The organism is Prauserella marina (assembly GCF_002240355.1).
Classification (GTDB): Bacteria; Actinomycetota; Actinomycetes; order Mycobacteriales; family Pseudonocardiaceae; genus Prauserella_A; species Prauserella_A marina.
In genome coordinates this window covers 1,579,008-1,593,506 of the sequence record NZ_CP016353.1, presented here as the reverse complement: position 1 = coordinate 1,593,506, position 14,499 = coordinate 1,579,008, and the positions used below count along the sequence as shown (strand labels likewise).

12 protein-coding genes are annotated in these 14,499 nt (G+C 70.2%); 5 read left to right on the top strand and 7 right to left on the bottom strand.

Translation table 11 applies throughout. The annotated features are described in order from the left end of the window. Position 1 precedes the first annotated feature (1 nt). On the bottom strand, positions 2 to 991 hold the full coding sequence (locus tag BAY61_RS07290) for a DUF8017 domain-containing protein (RefSeq protein ID WP_091800170.1): 990 nt from the start codon (positions 989 to 991) through the stop codon (positions 2 to 4). 9 nt (positions 992 to 1,000) lie between these two features. Beyond that, positions 1,001 to 2,749: a proline--tRNA ligase gene (locus BAY61_RS07285; protein WP_091800167.1), complete on the bottom strand. Its 1,749-nt coding sequence runs from the start codon at positions 2,747 to 2,749 to the stop codon at positions 1,001 to 1,003. Positions 2,750 to 2,916: 167 nt separating this feature from the next. Here BAY61_RS07285 and yaaA point away from each other — a divergent pair, with 167 nt between their 5' ends. Further along, a complete protein-coding gene (yaaA, locus tag BAY61_RS07280; protein ID WP_091800869.1) occupies positions 2,917 to 3,660 on the top strand; it encodes a peroxide stress protein YaaA in 744 nt (247 codons plus the stop codon). On the opposite strand, the gene BAY61_RS07275 is transcribed toward yaaA, so the two are convergent. Beyond that, positions 3,647 to 4,762, bottom strand: a complete 1,116-nt coding sequence (locus tag BAY61_RS07275; RefSeq protein WP_091800164.1) for an NAD(P)/FAD-dependent oxidoreductase — start codon at positions 4,760 to 4,762, stop codon at positions 3,647 to 3,649. The two genes, yaaA and BAY61_RS07275, sit on opposite strands and share 14 nt — an antisense overlap. Positions 4,763 to 5,017: 255 nt before the next feature. On the opposite strand from BAY61_RS07275, the gene BAY61_RS07270 reads away from it, so the two are divergent. Then, positions 5,018 to 6,019 carry a serine protein kinase RIO gene (locus BAY61_RS07270; RefSeq protein ID WP_091800162.1) on the top strand — a complete coding sequence of 334 codons (1,002 nt, stop codon included), beginning with the start codon at positions 5,018 to 5,020 and terminating at the stop codon, positions 6,017 to 6,019. Between the two features lie 154 nt (positions 6,020 to 6,173). Then, a complete protein-coding gene (locus BAY61_RS07265; protein WP_091800159.1) occupies positions 6,174 to 7,559 on the top strand; it encodes a DEAD/DEAH box helicase in 1,386 nt (461 codons plus the stop codon). 1 nt (position 7,560) lies between these two features. Here BAY61_RS07265 and BAY61_RS07260 read toward each other — a convergent pair whose 3' ends face one another. Then, a complete protein-coding gene (locus BAY61_RS07260) occupies positions 7,561 to 8,277 on the bottom strand; it encodes a PIG-L deacetylase family protein (protein WP_091800866.1) in 717 nt (238 codons plus the stop codon). 59 nt (positions 8,278 to 8,336) lie between these two features. Between BAY61_RS07260 and BAY61_RS07255 the strand changes: the two genes are divergently transcribed. After that, on the top strand, positions 8,337 to 9,530 hold the full coding sequence (locus tag BAY61_RS07255) for an 8-amino-7-oxononanoate synthase (protein WP_091800156.1): 1,194 nt from the start codon (positions 8,337 to 8,339) through the stop codon (positions 9,528 to 9,530). A gap of 400 nt (positions 9,531 to 9,930) precedes the next feature. Here BAY61_RS07255 and BAY61_RS07245 read toward each other — a convergent pair whose 3' ends face one another. Further along, the gene (locus BAY61_RS07245; protein WP_091800863.1) at positions 9,931 to 10,383 is read right to left on the bottom strand and encodes a GNAT family N-acetyltransferase; all 453 of its coding nucleotides are present in this window, start codon (positions 10,381 to 10,383) and stop codon (positions 9,931 to 9,933) included. A 726-nt stretch (positions 10,384 to 11,109) separates the two neighbouring features. Beyond that, on the bottom strand, positions 11,110 to 11,886 hold the full coding sequence (locus BAY61_RS07240; RefSeq protein WP_091800154.1) for a S1 family peptidase: 777 nt from the start codon (positions 11,884 to 11,886) through the stop codon (positions 11,110 to 11,112). Positions 11,887 to 11,978: 92 nt separating this feature from the next. Here BAY61_RS07240 and BAY61_RS07235 point away from each other — a divergent pair, with 92 nt between their 5' ends. Continuing rightward, a complete protein-coding gene (locus BAY61_RS07235; RefSeq protein WP_091800856.1) occupies positions 11,979 to 13,475 on the top strand; it encodes a cobyric acid synthase in 1,497 nt (498 codons plus the stop codon). On the opposite strand, the gene BAY61_RS07230 is transcribed toward BAY61_RS07235, so the two are convergent. Beyond that, positions 13,460 to 14,479, bottom strand: coding sequence for a CobW family GTP-binding protein (locus tag BAY61_RS07230; RefSeq protein WP_091800859.1), 1,020 nt, complete (start codon positions 14,477 to 14,479; stop codon positions 13,460 to 13,462). The two genes, BAY61_RS07235 and BAY61_RS07230, sit on opposite strands and share 16 nt — an antisense overlap. Between the last annotated feature and the right edge of the window lie 20 nt (positions 14,480 to 14,499).

Below are 14,499 nucleotides of genomic sequence, written 5' to 3'. Positions count from 1 at the left end.
GTCAGGCCGTCGGCCCGGGCACCGTCGTCCTGTCCTCCTCGGCGACGGTACGCAGGCTCGTCAGCACCCTGGTCAGCTCGTCGGCGTCCGATTTGTCCTCGTCGGCGTAGGCGACCAGGACAATCGAGTCCCCGCCCTGGGTCGGCACCGCGACGGCGCCGACGAGAACACTCGACGCGAGGCAGGGTTCGGCGTGCTCGGCGACCCACACGGTGGCCACCGCCACCATCGCCTCCACCGCCTGGCCGTCGAAGGACAACTCGACCGGTACCGACGGGTCAGGAGCAACGGCGGGCAGCTCCCCGGCATCGGTCCGGAAACCCGACATCGCGACGACCCGCACCGTTTCCTCCGCCGCCGCGCGAACGGACGTGTCCTCCACGATCGTCAGCCCGCTACCCGCCCTCCGGCTCGGGTCGTCGCCCCCGCAGTAGCCCGGGTCGAGGAAAGCACTGGTGGACAACGAGATTCCGGGGCCGCTCTCCCAGCCGTGCGTCACCCCGGGCTCGGGTGTCCACTCCGGAGGGACGTCGTAGGCGTAGCTGCCGTCACGGCCGACGACGGGCTGCCAGCCGGGTACGGCGGCAGGCACCTCGATCACGGGCGGAGGCGAATACGGCGCCTCGCTGGATCGCTCGCTTTCGGACTGGGCCTTTTCGGAGGAGTCCTTCGCGCCCACCGACATGACGACACCGCCGAACACGGCGACGACGGCGACCACGCCCGCGGTGATCGCACCGGCGGTGCCGCTTTTCCTGCCCCGCCGGGCACCGGAGAGCGACGGCTGGAGTCCGGGGCGGGGCGGAGGGGCGGGCGGCAGTCCTCCCGCGTCCGGCGAGGAAGTACCGGTCGACCTCGGCGCCGACGTGACGGACCGCGGTGTCGCGTCGGCCGGATCGGCGGGTTCGTAGCCGCCGACGCCCTTGAGCGCGGCCCTGTCCTCGTAGCCGTAACCGTTGCCCGGGTCCTTCTTCCCTCGGAACCAGCTCACCGCCCGGCCTTACTTGCCCAGCAAGCCGAGCAGGTGGTCGACGACGCCGTCGACAGGGACCTCGACCCTCTCCCCGCTGCCCCGGTCCTTGACCTCGACCACGCCGTTCGCGAGCCCCCTTCCGACGACGAGGATCGTGGGAACACCCACCAGTTCCGCGTCGGCGAATTTCACGCCAGGGCTCGCCTTGCGGTCGTCGAGCAGCACGCGCGCGCCTCGGTCCGACAGTTCCGAGGCGATCCGCTCGCCGCCTTCGGCGACCGTCTCGTCCTTGCCCGCGATCACGATGTGCACGTCGGCCGGTGCCACCGCGCGCGGCCACACCAGGCCGAGTTCGTCGTGGTGCTGCTCGGCGATCACGGCGACCAGCCGCGAGATGCCGATGCCGTAGGAGCCCATGGTGATCCGGACGGGCTTCGAATCGGGTCCGAGCGCGTCCACCTGGAACGCGTCGGTGTACTTGCGGCCGAGCTGGAAGATGTGGCCGATCTCGATGCCGCGGGCGGCCACGAGCGTACCCTGCCCGTCCGGCGAGGCGTCACCCTCCTTCACCTCAGCGGCCTCGATGGTGCCATCGGGCATGAAGTCCCTGCCACACAACAGATCGACGACGTGGTGGTCGGCCTTGTCGGCACCGGTGACCCACGCGGTGCCCTTCACCACCCTGGGATCCACGAGGTAGCGCACACCGGCCGCCGCGAGCGCTCCCGGGCCGATGTAGCCCTTGACGAGGAACTTGTTCGCCGCGAAGTCGGCCTCGTCCAGCAGTGCGACCTCGGCGGGTTCCACAGCGGCCTCAAGGCGTTTGAGGTCGACCTCCCTGTCCCCTGGAAGGCCGATGCCGAGCAGCTTCCACTCCTTCTCGCCCGGCTCACGGAGCTTGACGAGCACGTTCTTGAGCGTGTCGGCCGCGGTGAACGTACGGCCGAGCCCCGCCCCGTTCAGGAAATCGACCAGGGTCTCGATCGTCGGGGTACCGGGCGTGTAGTGCACCTGTGCTTCCGGCCTGCCCTCCACCGCCCGCTCCGGCGGCGCCGGCGTCACGACCGCTTCGACGTTGGCCGCGTACCCGGACTCCGTGCTGCGCACGTAGGTGTCCTCACCGGTGTCGGCGACGGCGAGGAACTCCTCCGACGCCGAGCCGCCCATGGCACCCGAGGTCGCCGACACGACCACGTAGTCGAGCCCGAGCCGTTCGAAGATCCTGATGTAGGCGGCCCTGTGCCGCGCGTAGGAGGCGTCGAGCCCCGCGTCGTCGAGATCGAAGGAATAGGAGTCCTTCATGACGAACTCGCGACCGCGCAGGACGCCCGCCCTCGGCCTCGCCTCGTCCCGGTACTTCGTCTGCACCTGGTACAGCGTCACCGGGTAGTCCTTGTAGGAGTTGTACTCGCCCTTGACGGTGAGCGCGAACAGTTCCTCGTGCGTGGGGCCGAGCAGGTAGTCGGCGCCCTTGCGGTCCTTGAGCCGGAACAGGTTGGGGCCGTACTCGGTCCACCTTCCGGACGTCTCGTAGGGCTCCTTCGGCAGCAGCGCGGGAAACTGGATCTCCTGACCGCCGATGGCTTCCATCTCCTCGCGCACGATCGCCTCGATCCTGCGCAGGACCTTCAGCCCCAGCGGCAGCCAGGAGTACCCACCAGGAGCGACCCGCCGGACGTAGCCCGCCCTCACCAGCAGTTTGTGGCTGGGGACCTCGGCGTCGGCCGGGTCTTCCCGCAGGGTGCGCAGGAACAGCGACGACATCCTGGTGATCACGGTGTGCTCCTAGTGGAAATAGACGATGGACGAAGGGTAGTCAACCGCCCCTCAGCTGCTCCAACCGGTATTTGCCGGACCCGCGAGTCCCCCGTCCAGGACGGCGAGATCCGCACTCGCGCGCCTGACATGCCCGAAAAGGGCGGGCGCGGCTACCCTTGGTGCCCGTGCTCGTTCTGCTTCCTCCCTCCGAGACCAAGGCCGAAGGCGGGGAGGGACCACCGCTCGACCTCGACCGGCTGTCGTTCCCCGAGCTGAACCCGGTACGCCGCAAGCTCGCCGACGCGCTGACCGACCTCGCCGGTGATCCGGAAGCGAGTCTCGCCGCCCTCGGCCTTTCCCCGCGGCAGACCGACGAGGTGTCCCGCAACGCGCGGCTGTGGAGCGCACCCACGACACCCGCGCTGCGCCGCTACACCGGCGTGCTCTACGACGCGCTCGACATCACCGCTTTCCCGAAAGGCGCGCTGGCCAGGGCGCAGCGGCGGCTCGTCGTCGCCTCGGCGTTGTTCGGTCTCGCCCGTGCCGACGACTCCATTCCGGCCTACCGGCTGTCCGGCAACACGAACCTTCCCGGCTTCGCGACGTTGCGAACACTGTGGAAACCCGTTCTCGAACCGGCGCTCGCCGAGGTGGACGAGCTGATCGTCGACCTGCGCTCGGGTACCTACGCCGCGCTCGCGAAGGTCCCCGGCGCCGTGACCGTCCGCGTGGTCACCGAGGACCGGCAGGGACGGCGCAAGACGGTCAGTCACCACAACAAGGCGTACAAGGGAAAGCTCGCCGCCGCACTGGCCGCGAGCCGAGCCGAACCCTCCACTGTGGATGGACTGGCGCGGATCGCGGCCAAGGCCGGTATTCCGGTCGAGCGCACGGGCCAGCGGGAACTGGAACTGCTCACGGCCGAGTGAACCGGTCCGGCCGCAACGCGCTGACGTCGATCCCCGGCTGTTCGCCGAGGGCAAGCGCGGCCGTGAGGCTCGCGGCGTAGGGACCGATCGTCAGCCCGCTCGGCCCGAAGCCGCTCAGCACCAGCACCTCCGGATGCCCCCGCACCGCACCGAGCAGGGGACGGCCGTCGAGACTCACCGGCCGGAAGCCGATCCTCGTCTCCAGCAGGGTGCCGTCCGCGAGCCCCGGCGCGACCTTCAGCGCCTCGTCGAGCACCTCTCGCTGACCGGCGACGGTGACCCGGTGATCGAATCCGGAGCCGTCCTCCCTCGTCGCACCGGCGACGACGCGGGAATCACCGAAGGCAAGCAGGTAGTGACTCGACACGGGCAGCACTACCGGCCACGCCGAGGTGTCGGTGCCGGGCAGCCCGACATGGCTGATCTGGCCACGCTGCGCGACGACACCGATCCGGATCCCGAGCGGGGCGAGCAGTTCGGCGCTCCACGCCCCCGCCGCCACGACGACCGCGTCGGCCTCGACCAGCTCGGTACCGGCGAGAACACCGCCGACCTTGCCGCCGGACAGGCTCAGGGCGGCCTGTCCCCTGACCATCCGCGCGCCGTGCCGCTGGGCCGCCCGCACGAAGCATGTGCGCAACTTCCGGCCGTCCACCCTCGCCGCGCCCGGCACCAGCACGCCGCCCAGACCCGGCGCGAGCGGAGGGAACAGCGTGCGCGCCTCAGCTGGATCGAGCCGCCGCACCACCCCGGCCTGCGGCCAGTCGACGGCCCGCGCGCTCACCCGCAAACTGGTCTCGGCGAGTTCGGCCTCATCGGCCGACACGACCATGCCGCCGACGATCTCGAACGACGTGTCCTCCTCGCCGTCCTCGGTCAGCTGTTCCACGAGCAACCGGTAGTAGGCGGCCGCGCGGGCGGCGAACTCCAATTCGGCTTCGCCGAGTTTGCGTGAGGTCCACGGACAGACGATTCCCGCCCCCGCCGCTGTCGCGGCGCCTTCCCTTCCCGCCTCGACCACCACGACCTCCGCGCCCCGGCGCGCGAGCTGGTAAGCGGTCGCGGCTCCCGCGATTCCCGATCCGATGACGACGATCCGCATTCCGCCAGCCTGCCCCATCGGCGCGCGCACGGCCGCCCGGCGCCACGGACCGGTAAATGAGTTGCGCCCACTCCCCGTCCTCGGCGACAGTGTCACCGAACGCAGATCGGTCCGGCGGGCAGTCGGCGACCACGAAGGAGGTGCCTCATGACCATCACTGTCAGGGGCGGTTCCGTCGCCTACCTTCCTGCCCTGCCGTAACCCGGTATCGCGCTGATCCATCCGGCGGGGCCCGACTCCCTGGAGTTTTCCCCCATGCCCCACAGCGGCTTCGGCAACTTCGACGACTCAGTTGAGTTCGACCGGTTCTCCGAGTTCGGCGACACCGGACGCAAGCGGTACCGCGACCGCGGGAAACCACGCAAACCCGTTTTCGACGACGAACCGGCACCGAACCGGCGTGGCCGCCTCACCGAGGACGAGCGCGCACGCCTGGCCGCGCTACGCGCCGACGCCTACACCGAGACCGCGTTGCCCGGCGGCGCCGACCGCTGGTCGACCTGGGACACGGGCGGGCACGGTCCCGAGCCCCACCCGTGGTGGGTGGTCACCGAACTCGGCGCCGTCGACACCGAACTCGGCAGGCTCAAGACCGGCAAGGAGGCCGACGTTCACCTTCTTCGCCGCGGCCTTCCCGACGGCACAAAGGAATGTCTGCTCGCCGCGAAACGCTACCGTGGCGACGAACACCGGCTCTTCCATCGCGACGCCGGTTACCTCGAAGGCCGCAAAGTACGGCGGTCTCGGGAAATGCGGGCCATGCGCTCGCGCAGCGCGTTCGGCCGCAACCTGATCGCCGAGCAGTGGGCAGCCGCCGAGTTCTCCGCGCTGAGTCGTTTGTGGACACTCGGGGTCCCCGTCCCGTACCCGGTGCAGCGCACGGGGACCGAACTCCTGCTGGAATTCCTCGGCACCCCGGACGGAACGGCGGCGCCCCGGCTGGCCGAACTCCGTCCTCGCGGCGACGAACTGCGTGACCTGTGGCACCAGCTCGGCTCCGCGCTCGAACGCCTCGCCGAAGAAGGGCTCTGCCACGGCGACCTCTCCCCCTACAACGTGCTCGTCCACGATGGACAGGCCGTGCTCATCGATCTGCCGCAGATCGTCGACCTGACCGGCAATCCGCGCGGGGGCGAGTTCCTTGAGCGTGACGTACACAACGTCGCGAACTGGTTCGCGGCGCGCGGACTGCCGCCCGACATCGGCGACCCGGCACCGCTCATCACGAACCTGCGCCGGAGCGCGCTGCTGCCCTGAGGTAGAGTAGTGGAGCACCGCCAAGCCAGGTGGCTCTTAGCGCGGTGCTCCACCCATCAGTTTGGCGCGCGATACCGCGCGCCGGGTTCGTCCTTGTGAACGCCCATTCGCACAAGCAACGCGAGCTGTCCGCCCAGCGGACGGCCGGGCCTCCTTGCGACGTACCACGTCCGAGAGGCAATGCGTGACAACAACATCGTTCGCTGACCTGAACCTTCCGAAGCCGCTGCTGCGTGAGCTGCAGCAGGGCGGAATGACGGAAGCGTTCCCGATCCAGGCGGCGACCCTGCCCGACGCGCTGGCAGGCCGGGACGTACTCGGCCGCGCGCAGACCGGCTCTGGCAAGACACTGGCCTTCGGCCTCGCCCTGCTTTCCCGGCTCGACGGCGGCAAGGCTAGGCCCAAGCAACCCCGGGCGCTCGTGCTCGTCCCCACCCGCGAACTGGCCATGCAGGTGGCCGACGCGCTCATCCCGCTCGCCAAATCGCTCGGCCTCTGGTGCAGGACCGCCGTCGGCGGCATGTCGTTCAGCCGCCAGGCCGACATGCTGGCCAGGGGAATCGACCTGCTCATCGCCACTCCCGGCAGGCTGTCCGACCATGTGAGGCAAGGCACCTGCTCGCTGGGCGCCGTGCAGTTCGTCGCACTCGACGAGGCCGACCAGATGGCCGACATGGGCTTCCTGCCCCAGGTGAGGGAAATCCTCGACCTGACCCCGAAGGACGGCCAGCGGCTGCTCTTCTCCGCGACCCTCGACGGCGACGTCGAGCGCCTGGTGAAGGCGTATCTGACCAACCCGGTGACACACTCGGTCGCCCCGGTGACCGCGAGCGTGACCACCATGGACCACCACCTGCTCCAGGTCGCCAAGGAAGAGAAGCAGGCGGTCATCACCGAGATCGGGGCGAGGGACGGCCGCACGATCATGTTCGTGCGCACGAAGCACCACGTGGACAGGCTGACCACGAAGCTGAGGGCCAACGGCGTCAGGGCGGGTGCCCTGCACGGTGGCAAGACCCAGGGCCAGCGCAACAGGGTTCTCGCCGACTTCAAAGAAGGCCAGACCCCCGTTCTCGTCGCCACGGACGTCGCGGCTCGCGGTATCCACGTCGACGACGTGAGCCTCGTCGTGCACGTCGACCCCGCAGCCGACCACAAGGACTACCTGCACAGGGCGGGCCGCACCGCGCGGGCAGGGGCGTCCGGCACCGTCGTGACGCTGCTGACCCGCGACCAGCGCAGGGCCGTGCGGCGCATGACCGACAAGGCCGGTGTCCGGCCCGAGTACTCGCAGGTGCGCCCCGGCGACACCGAACTGGCCCGGATCACCGGAGCCCGCACGCCGAGCGGCGTGCCCGTCGTCGAACAGCACCGGCCCTCCCGGTCGCCAGGCCAGGGCGGCGGCAGGCGTGGCGCGCCGGCAGGCAGGGGCAGGCCCCCGTTCGGCGGCAGGCGGGACCACCGCGACGGCGGCAAGGGACAGTTCAAGGGCGGCCGGGGACAACGCCCGCAGCGGCGCTCGGCCACCTCGGCCAACTGATCTACATCGGGATCAGCTCGAACGAACACGCGAATTCGCTGCCGAAACGCCTACCCGTTTCGGCGGCGAATTCGCGCAGGAACCCGTCCGGTTCGGACATCGGTCCTTCCAGCGCCGCGAGGTAGGCGCGGTGCTCGCGCAGTGAATCCACGGCGCGGTCCATGGTCGAGGTGATGTCGACGGCGTGCGTCGGCTGAGGCGAACCGGACACGGCGACCCACCGCACGCCCGACCACGGTTCGAGGCCATCGGCGAGCAACTCCCGGAATACCCACCTGTTCGCGGCATCACGGACCGCGTCGAGGGTGGCGAGTCCGGCATGCCGGTGATCGGCCATGTTCAGGAACGAGCCGTCCCACGTCGGGTGGTGATTGGTCATCACGACCAGCTCCGGTTTGTGCCTGCGAATCGCTGCGGCGATGTCCTTGCGCAGCGGCAGTCCGTACTCGACGACGCCATCGGGATGATCGAGGAATTCCACGTCGTGCACGCCGACCACGGCCGCACTGGCGATTTGCTCGCGCTCGCGCAGCGGGCCCGCCTCCTCGGGAGCCATCCCGTCGATACCGGCTTCACCACGGGTGGCCAGTACATACGTCACCGAACGACCCTCGTCGGTCCAGCGGGCGATCGCGCCGGAACCCCCGTACTCCAGATCGTCGGGATGTGCGACGACAGCCAGTGCGCGCCGCCAATCCGCAGGCATCTCCGCAAGCATCTCGTTTCCCGTCACCCTGACTCCCCACTCGGTTCCTGGTCGGTGCGAGACTGCCAGGCGTGAACGCACCCGGTCCAGCTATCCACGCCACACAGCCCGACCAGGTTTTCGACTGGCTCGACACCGAGGCGGCCAACCGCGCCGAAGCCGGTCTCACCAGGCGGTTGCGACCTCGCGGCGCCACGAGTGACGAACTGGACCTCGCGGGCAACGACTACCTCGGGCTCGCGAGGGACAAGAGGGTCGCGGGAGCCGCCGCGGCCGCGACCCTGCGCTGGGGCGCGGGATCGACCGGATCGCGGTTGGTCACCGGCTCCACCGAACTGCACTCCGAACTCGAACACGAACTGGCCCGCTTCTGTGGCGTGCAGGCCGCGCTCGTGTTCTCCTCCGGTTTCACGGCCAACCTCGGCGCGGTGACCGCGCTGTCCGGCGGTGAATCGGCCATCGTCACCGACAAGTACATCCACGCCTCGCTCATCGAAGGCTGCCGCCTTTCGAGGGCGGACGTGGCGGCCGTCGCGCACGGCGATCCCTCAGCCGTGGCACACGCGCTGGCGACCCGCCGCAAAGCACGCGCGCTGGTGGTCACCGACTCGGTGTTCTCCGTCGACGGTGATCTCGCCCCGCTCGGCGAACTGTCCGGCGTGTGCCGTGAGCACGGTGCCGCGTTGCTCGTCGACGACGCGCACGGGTTCGGGGTGCTCGGCGAAGGTGGTCGCGGTGCCGTGCACGAGGCGGGCCTGGCCGGGCAGCCCGACGTGGTCACCACCGTCACCCTTTCCAAGGCGTTCGGGGCGCAGGGCGGTGCGGTGCTGGGACCGAGGCGGGTCATCAAGCATCTGGTGGAGACCGCGCGCAGCTTCATCTTCGACACCGGGCTGGCGCCGGGGAGCGCGGCGGCGGCGCTCGCGGCACTCGGAGTGCTGCGAGCGGAACCGGATCTGCCGGACAAGGTGCTGACGGCGGCGAACGGTCTGGCCGCGGGCCTGCGCGAAGCCGGGTTGCGGGTGAGCGCTCCGGCCGGTGCGGTGGTTTCGGTGCGGGCACCGGGCGCCGAGGATGCGAAACGGTGGGCGGAAGCCTGTGCCGAGCAGGGGATCCGGGTGGGGTGCTTCCGGCCCCCGTCGGTTCCGGACGGAGTGTCGAGGCTGCGCTTGACCGCGAGGGCGGATCTCGCTGAGTCCGATGTGGACAGGGCGGTCAAGGTGATCGCCGAGCTGGCCCCTCCGCGCGCGAGGTCGACCCCCTGACGCGTGGCCCGGGTGCGCCGGTACGGGCCGGGCGCGGCGGGTGGCCCGGTGCGGCGGGTGGGCCGGTGCGCGGCGGGTGGGCCGGGCGCGGCGGGTAGGCCGGTGCGCGAGTCCCGCGCCCACGTCGCCGAGTTCCGCACTCGGGTCGCCGAGATCCGCATTGCGGTCGCCGAGATCCGCGTTCAGGTCGGCGAGATCCGCGTTCGGGCTGGCGAGATCCGCGTTCGGCATCCGAACGCCGGGCGAGGCGGCGAGGCGGCGAGGCGGCGAGGCGGCGAGGCGGCGAGGCGGCGAGGCGGCGAGGCGGCGAGGCGGCGAGGCGGCGAGGCGGCGAGGCGGCGAGGCGGCGAGGCGGCGAGGCGGCGAGGCGGCGAGGCGGCGAGGCGGCGAGGCGAGTGGATCAGCGGGACGGGGTGCGGCGCATGGTCACATGCGGGATGCCGTCCTCTTCGAATTCGGCACCCTCGCGCACGAAACCGTGCCGGGAGTAGAAGCCTTCCGCGTAGGTTTGGGCGTCCAATACGCACTCGACATCCCCAGCGAAAGCCAGGGCGGCTTCCATCAATCTGCCGCCGAGACCGGTTCCCCGTGCGGAGTCAGCGGTACATACCCGGCCGATGCGCCACACCGGTTGGGCTTCACTGAGCGGGCCCAGAACCCTGAGACACCCGGTCACCTCGCCGGTGACCGAAGACTCCCAGATGTGCTGGGTGGTCGGCAGCAGATCCTTACCGTCGAGCTCGGGGTACGGGCAGTTCTGCTCGACCACGAAAACGTCGACGCGCAGCCGAAGGAGTGCATACAACTCGGCAGGCGTCAGCTCCGGACCCGAGCGGGAGACGAAATCAGCCACCTCGCCATTGTGCAGGGCAGGTGGTGCCACAACCTCAACCCCACCGAAGCCGCGCTCGGTGAGTTGACGCGCTTGGGCGCGGTCCACTGTTACCGGCCGCGCGGCGGCGGGCCCGCCCGTGGGCCTGGAGTGCCCTTCGCCACCGCGGCCAGACGCGCCCACCCGCAGATCTCGGCGGCGCGGGCGCGGATCTCGGCGACCCGAGTGCAGAACTCGCGGACCTGGGCGCGGAACTCGCCGACCCGAGTGCAGAACTCGGCAACCCGGGCGCGGAACTCGGCGACGCGGGCGCGGAGCTCGCGGACCTGAGTGCAGAACTCGCCGACCTGGGCGCGGAACTCGGCGACCCGGGCGCAGGACTCGCGCGCTCAGGGCAGCCGACGCCCTCACGGGCCAGGCCCCACCGGCCAAACCCACCGACCTCACGGACCAAGCCTCGCCGAGCCGAGCCCGACCTCACCGGCCAGGCCCCGGCCGGAGCCCCACAGGTCAGCTCCGTCCAGCCCCACGGGGGCCGAGTCAGGTCCGTCCAGCCCCACGGGCCGAGCCAGGTCCCGCCAAGCCTCGCCGAGCCCGTCCAGCCCCACCAGTCAGGCCTGTCCAGCTCCTCGGGTCAGCCCCGCTCAGCTCCACGGATCAGGCCCGTTCAACTCCACGAGCCAAGCCCGCCCAGCCCCACGGGCCAGCCTTGCTCAGCTCCACGGGCCGAGCCCGACAGCCCAGGGGTCAGGCTTGGGACACGGCCTCCGCGTAGGTCGCGACCCTGGTGTACACACCGGGCTTGCCCGGTTTCGCACAACCGTCTCCCCAGGACACCACCCCGATGACCGTGTCGCCGACCATCAGCGGTCCGCCCGAATCTCCTTGGCAGGCGTCGACTCCGCCTTCGGGGTAACCCGCGCACAACATCGTCTTCGCGTCGTAGGAGGTGTACGCCTCGCCGCACGTGGCGTCGTCGACAACGGGCACCTGCGCGCTGCGCAGCGTGTCGGACTTGTCGCCGCCCTCTTCCAGCCTTCCCCAGCCGAGCACGGTCGCCTGCGTTCCCGCCGCGTACAGCTCACTGTCGGAGGCGTCGGCCAGCTTCGCCGGCGAGTACGGCACCGTTTCGCTGAGCTTCAGCACCGCGATGTCGCCGCCGCCCGTCGGCGCCTCGTAACCGGGCGCGATCCACACTCGACTGACACCGACCTGCACCCCGTCGGTGCCGCGCTTGTCCTGCCTTCCCGCGACGACCCCGAGTTGCGACGCGCTGTCGGTCACCGCGCAGTGCGCGGCGGTGAGCACGGTGTCGTCGGCGACGAGGGTGCCGCCGCAGAACTGGTTACCGTTGCCGTCGACAAGAAAGACCGCGTAGGGATGGTCGGTAACCGACGCTTCCCCGCCACCGACGATGTAGGGCTGCATGCCGCTCGGCTGATCGGCTGACGCACCGGGCGCGAACACCAGACCGGCCAGCATGGCAACGGCCGCAACGAATCCGCGGCGGAGTTTTGTCGACATACATATCCCCTCTGCCAAGAAAGATCAGCCTCACCTTAGGCGGAATCAGCCCGTCGCCGGGGTCGCTGGATTGGGTGGACTACGTTGATGACGTGGGAGGCGGGCTGCTCATCGCGGGAACGACGTCGGACGCTGGCAAGTCGACGGTCGCCGCCGGACTGTGCCGTTTGCTGGCGAGGCAAGGGATCCGCGTCGCGCCGTTCAAAGCGCAGAACATGTCGAATAACTCCATGGTCTGCGCTGACGGCGCGGAGATCGGCCGCGCGCAATGGTTGCAGGCCATCGCCGCCGGAGTGCAGCCGGAATCGGCCATGAACCCCGTACTGCTCAAGCCGGGCAGCGACCGGCGCAGCCACGTCGTACTGCGGGGCGCGCCGTGGGGCGAACTGCGCGCCGGCGAATGGGCCACGGGCCGCCGCGCGCTCGCGGACGCCGCCTACCAAGCACTCGCCGAACTGAGGGCCCGCTTCGACGTCGTGATCTGCGAGGGCGCCGGAAGCCCTGCCGAGATCAATCTCCGCGAGGGCGACTACGTCAACATGGGCCTCGCCCGGAAGGCTGGACTGCCCGTACTCGTCGTCGGCGACATCGACAGGGGCGGGGTACTCGCCGCGATGACCGGCACCGTCGCGCTCCTCGACCGGGCCGACCAGGCTCACGTCGCCGCCTTCCTGGTCAACAAGTTCCGAGGCGACCCCGCCCTGCTGGCTCCAGGACTCCACACGCTGACGGAGGTGACCGGCAGGCCGGTACTCGGCGTCCTGCCGTGGCTTCCCGGCGTGTGGCTCGACTCCGAGGACGCGCTCGCCATCGCCCGCTGGTCGGGAAGCGAGGGCGGCGCCGGCGCGACATTGCGGGTCGCGGCCGTGCGGTTTCCCCGGGTCTCCAACGCCACCGATCTCGATCCGCTCGCCGCCGAACCGGGGGTCGCGGTCACCGTCACCGCCGATCCCGACGTCGTGGCGGCAGCGGACGTCGTCGTCCTTCCCGGCACCCGCGCCACTGTGGACGATCTGCGCTGGCTACGGGAAAGGGGAATCGCGAAAGCGGTCGCCGAAAGGGCGGCGCTGGGCCGTCCCGTGCTTGGCATCTGTGGCGGCTACGAGATGCTGGCCTCCGTCATCACCGACGACGTCGAGTCCGGCGCCGGGACGGTGACCGGCCTCGATCTGCTTCCCTGCACGGTGCGGTTCACCGCCGACAAGAACCTCGGCACCCCCGGTGGCTCGTGGAGGGGACATCCGGTCGGCGGCTACGAGATCCACCACGGCGTCGTCGAACCGGTGCCCGGCGGCGCGGAGCCGTTCCTCGACGGCCTTCGCAGGGACGCGGTGTGGGGAACCATGTGGCACGGCATCTTCGAGCACGACCACTTCCGCCGCGCGTGGCTCGCGGAGGTCGCCGAGCAGGCCGCCGTCGCGTGGAAACCCTCCGCCACCCCCGGTTTCGCCGCCAGGAGGCAGGCCATGCTCGACGGGATCGCCGACGCCATCGAACAGCACGCGGACGTACCGGCGTTGCTGCGGCTCGTCGAGGACGGCGTTCCGCCAGGGCTTCCGTGGCTGCGCCTCGGTCAGGACTCCGCGTAACGCAGCACCGGCAGCATGTTCTGCGGGTCGACGTCCTCTGGCTCGGTCTCCTCGCACGAGCCGAGCCGTTCGCGCAGTTCATCCGCGTCGATTCCGGCGCCGATGAGCACCAGTTCGGTAGCCCTTCGCGCGGATGCGTCCCATCGCCGCGCCGTCAACCGCACGTAACCGCCGACCGTGTGCAGCAGGTACCGGTCGCGGTAGCCGGTGACTCCGAAATAGACGGTTCCCTTCATGCGATAGAGGCCGGGCGGCCGGTTCTCGAGGAATTCGGCGAACCGGCGGGGATGCACGGCGCCATCGACGGAGAACACCAGACTCTGGTATGCCGCGTGGGCATGCTCACCGCAGTCATCCTCGCGCAGATCGTCGAACGACAACTGGCGCGGCGCCGTCCCCTCGTGCTTTCGCACTCCGCCGGTGTCGAAAAGCAGCTCCGGATCGATCGCGGCGTTCACGGTGGGCAGCACGGGAGTCGCGCCAGCGTGCGCGCGCACGGTTTCGAGCACGTGCTCGGCGTCCGGCAGCCGGTCGACCTTGTTGAGCAGCACGAGATCCGCGAGCGGCAACTGCGTGGCGAACTCGGGATGCTTGCGTGCCGTCGCCTCGAATTCGACCGCGTCGACGACCTCGATCAGGCCGCCGTACTCGATGCGGGGATTGCCGCTGGCGAGCACGAGCCGCACGAGGCCGCGCGGTTCGGCGAGACCACTCGCCTCGACCACGATGAGGTCGAGATCGGTACCCGGCCTGGTGAGCTTGTCGAAGACGGCGTCGAGACCACTCGCGTCGACGGAACAGCACAGGCAGCCGTTCTCCAGCGACATCATGGAGCCGACCATGCCCGCGACGCTCATGGCGTCGACGTTGACGCTGCCGAAATCGTTGACCACCACCCCGATCCTGGTCCCTCTCGTGTTGTTGAGAAGGTGGTTGAGCAGGGTGGTCTTTCCGGAACCGAGAAAGCCCGCGACCAGTACGACGGGGATGCGTTGCTTCGCCAACGACACACCTCTCGGGAACA

Coding starts and splice junctions, on each gene's coding strand:
- BAY61_RS07260 (WP_091800866.1), bottom strand. CDS start 8,277: ATGCTTGCGGAGATGCCTGCGGATTGGCGGCGCGCACTGGCTGTCGTC.
- BAY61_RS07270 (WP_091800162.1), top strand. CDS start 5,018: ATGCCCCACAGCGGCTTCGGCAACTTCGACGACTCAGTTGAGTTCGAC.
- BAY61_RS07275 (WP_091800164.1), bottom strand. CDS start 4,762: ATGCGGATCGTCGTCATCGGATCGGGAATCGCGGGAGCCGCGACCGCT.
- BAY61_RS07240 (WP_091800154.1), bottom strand. CDS start 11,886: ATGTCGACAAAACTCCGCCGCGGATTCGTTGCGGCCGTTGCCATGCTG.